The sequence below is a fragment of the Sphingopyxis sp. BSNA05 genome, assembly GCF_013265645.1.
GTDB lineage: Bacteria > Pseudomonadota > Alphaproteobacteria > Sphingomonadales > Sphingomonadaceae > Parasphingorhabdus.
The window spans coordinates 1-3,490 of sequence record NZ_PYIA01000084.1; the positions used below are offsets into that span (position 1 = coordinate 1).

Here is a 3,490-nt window from a genome sequence, read left to right on the forward strand (position 1 = left end):
TTCGGGCATGCCTTCGGAAAAAACTGCCCCAATATTTCACCGGTGCGTTCATCCGCTCCAATCAGCGGCGCGGCGGATAAAATAAATCCTTTGGAGCGCGCATTGCGATACAGCCGCGGTCCGGTATCAAATACCCGGTAGGGAAGCCAGTCTGACAGCATATCGAGCGCGATGCTTGGCTTTGCATGGTCAGCGGTTTTCTGATCACCAAACAGGCCAGACAATAGTTTTGCGCGCGCAGATGGAATGGAGAAGGTCATTGTCCTTTCTCCAGGCTGGGCAGTCTGTTGTTCCCGCGTATTTTGGCAGCTTCAATGGCCTCAATACTCGGTAGACCATCCTTCGGGAATGCCTCCAAACAGGGTGAGGGGTTCGACTTGCTGGGGGAGGGAGCCCATCGAACCCCTCGATTGCCGGCATGTTTGCACCGGCAATTGCCTCTCGTACGGTCAAGGGGTACGAACCACGCGAGGGCAAATTATAAGAACTTTTGAGAAATGGGTCAGTGGCGTCCATTGATTCTGACGGCGCTTCACTGGCGCCATCGTCTGCGCTAAGAGCGCCACCAGAATTGTCTTTGGATGCTAGCTTGGCTTGATCTGCTATATCGCGCGCCATTTGCTTGGCGATATTAGTATCACCACTAGCCAATGTGGCAGCCCAGTCGGGAGTGCGCGTGATTACATGCACGCTGCGGGCTTCATGCAAATTGCCCGACGCATCGACAAATCCGGGAAAGACAATCTTGAGCACACGCTCGCCGGTCCGCGCGGTTTGCGCCGCCGATATCAGGTTTCGCCTGCCGCTCGGCTGAGATTGCTCGAGCATTGCCACGCTTGCCGCCGCATCAATTTGCGATGTCGGTGCGCAGCTGCCGCCCGGCGCCTTGCAATCGAAACTGCCGCTTATATTGCTGCCCAGACTGGCGCAGGATGATAGTGAGACGCATGACAGCGCTAACACGCCCAATGGAAAACGCGCCCGGATCATTTTGCACCTTTTGCATTTGAGCCGAGGAACGCGCGGATTTCAGAAGCGCCGCGATATCCTTCAAGCACCGCGCCATCACTTGCGCGCACCATGACCGGCGTCCCGGAAAAACCGTGGCTTCGTGCAAAGGCCTCATTGGCATCAAGACCCGATGTGTCGCATGATTTTTGTGGTTTTGGCGTTTCGCCGGAATAGGCTTGATGTAGCGCCTTGGCAGGATCACTGGAACAGATTACCGCTTCGGCCAGTTTTCGGCTCTTTTCGCCCAGAATCGAAATTGGCCGCTCTTCGACGCGCACATGCGCTTTTTTAAGTTCAGCGGTCAGCCGCTTGCAATAGCTGCAAAGAAAATCGGAAAACACAATGAGGTTGGGGCCGGATTTGCCCCCCCAATGGACGGCGCCTGATGGCGTTAAGTCCGCGACGGGAACTTTGGATGCGCGTTCTTCGGCGGGCTGTTTTGAGGCCGTTGGTCCAGTGTCATTTGCACCCGCGGAACCTGCGACCAGCAGGTCCGGATTAAGCTCCAGTAGTTTGGCAGCCGTCAGGTCTGCCCGGCTTTCCATATCGTATAGACGCCCGACAAATAGATAGCGCGCGCGTTCATCAATGTAGAATAATGTCTTTTCCGATACGACCTCGCACAAACCGCCAAAGCCCTTGCAGGTGAGGCTGGTAATGGGTGTTCTGGGGAGGCGCAGCTCAATTGCGGTTCGCACATCCTGAAGTACCGCTGCGGCATTAGCTGGAACCGAGATGAAGCTGGCAGCAACAAGGCCTGTGACGACCCCGCCGCTTGCGACTGCAAGCGCAATGGCGGCCGCCCGTGACTTGAAGGTCCGACCCTCGGTTTTGAAATTGGAAAAATTCACTTTTGTTCACTCCTTACATGGACGCCGTCGAGAAAGACGATCTCGACATCGATGCCTGTCGGCATCTCGACGACAGGTTGATATTGTTCGGCTCGTTCGATGAGATATTTGGAGACAGTATCGGCGGCATCGCCAGCGCCCTGGCCAAGACCGCCGGTCAATATGTCCGCGCCCGATAGGCTATCGCGTTTCCCGTTCGCGCCAATCTGACCGGAAAATATACCGTTGGCATTGGCCGAAAAGCCGCGCCCAAACCCGCCAACAATTCCGGCAAGCAAAGCCTGACTGACAAGACTGCCTTCGCGGCTGACAACGCGTCCGCGCACGCCGGATTTACCGGCAAAGCTGATAAACCCCTTAACCTCGCTGACCGCGACACGACCGCCGGGCTGATTGCAGGTCATGCGCGCCAGCTTCACATAGACTTTTTCAGCCGAGAGATCGCCGCGCGCCGCGCCGTTGACGATGCATCCGGTAATATTGGTGGTGAGCAACTTACCATTTTTGACCACAGACCGGGCAGGGCCGGTGATACGCAATACCACTGGAAGCGGATCGCTCTGACTGGCAACTCCCACCGAGGCATCAACGCCGACAATGACCTTTGCTGGTGCATAGCTATTGGGTGGTAGATATTCCGGACTGTCTTCAACCAGCAGCGGTGATGTTTCCGATGTGCGCTTCTTGGCCGATTTTGATCCCTGCTCGGTGCTTCCGAAATTGAGTATTTTAACTGCGCCGGATGGAGAACCGCCAGGCGAAATTTCTGTACCATCGGGTGATCCAAGCGATGCAGACTGCGGGTTAAAATCTCCGCTTTGCGGACCATAGGCCGGAGGAACTGGTGCCGGCGCTGCGGCTTTCTCTTTCAGCTGAGATTTCAGACCCGCGTTTTCTGTTGAGATCGCATCGATAGCTGCTTGTCCGTTGGTTCGCATTTCGCTGTTTTCGAGCCGAAGCGCTTCAATTTGTTCCTCGATTTCGCGGGTTGGGAGCTGCGCTTCCTTGAGCGCCTTTTGATCCTGGGTAAGCTTGTTAAGCCGGTTTTCATAAGCCGCGACAAACTCGCGCTGGGAGAGATTGCGGTTGACCAGACTGCCAGCGTCAATGGTCATGATGCCGCTTTCTTGCGTACCTTTTTCATCGCCGTCACCGGCAAACAGAAACCAGGCACCTGCGATAAGCGCGAGACTGCCAATACCGGCAAGCAGCATATTTTGCCGCCGCGCGATCTGCTTGTTGAGGCCAGCGCGCGCTTTACCTTGTTCTGCATCCGCATCTTTAACGGGTGCTATAGTTTTGCTCTCGCTCATTGGACGGTCCCCCGGGTCGCGGTGACAACAAAGGCGGATGTGGTTGTTCCGGCCTTGAGTGTGTTTTGGGCAAAGGAGATTGCGCGCGCGGATTTGGGCGCAAGCTCGGTTTCATTGAGTATGACTGCGGTTTTCCCGCGATTGGTGAGAATGAATTGCTGAGCGTTATAATTGGCGCCGCGATATTCCGCGATTAGTTGTACTTCGATGGATCCGGTTCGAACCGGGCGCGTCATCCGCTGATGCACGCTATAACCGGGAGGCGCTGCGCCCTCCGCCACCGCTTTCACCAAAGCGATGATGGTCTGCTCTTCG

General features: G+C 55.9%; 4 protein-coding genes. All 4 read right to left on the reverse strand.

From position 1 onward, the window contains the following. A partial coding sequence (locus C8024_RS09345; RefSeq protein ID WP_173204375.1) for a TraC family protein occupies positions 1–260 on the reverse strand: 260 nt, incomplete at its 3' end. 726 nt (positions 261–986) lie between these two features. Then, positions 987–1,862, reverse strand: a complete 876-nt coding sequence (locus C8024_RS09350; RefSeq protein ID WP_173204377.1) for a DsbC family protein — start codon at positions 1,860–1,862, stop codon at positions 987–989. Beyond that, on the reverse strand, positions 1,859–3,175 hold the full coding sequence (locus C8024_RS09355; protein WP_173204379.1) for a TrbI/VirB10 family protein: 1,317 nt from the start codon (positions 3,173–3,175) through the stop codon (positions 1,859–1,861). Before C8024_RS09355 ends, C8024_RS09350 begins: the two co-directional genes overlap by 4 nt. Beyond that, on the reverse strand, positions 3,172–3,490 hold a 319-nt coding region (locus C8024_RS09360), incomplete at its 5' end, for a type-F conjugative transfer system secretin TraK (protein WP_173204381.1). The genes C8024_RS09360 and C8024_RS09355, both read right to left, overlap by 4 nt.

What these genes read in the sequence shown, in the direction of transcription:
- C8024_RS09355 (WP_173204379.1), bottom strand. Translation starts at nt 3,175, where the DNA reads ATGAGCGAGAGCAAAACTATAGCACCCGTTAAAGATGCGGATGCAGAA.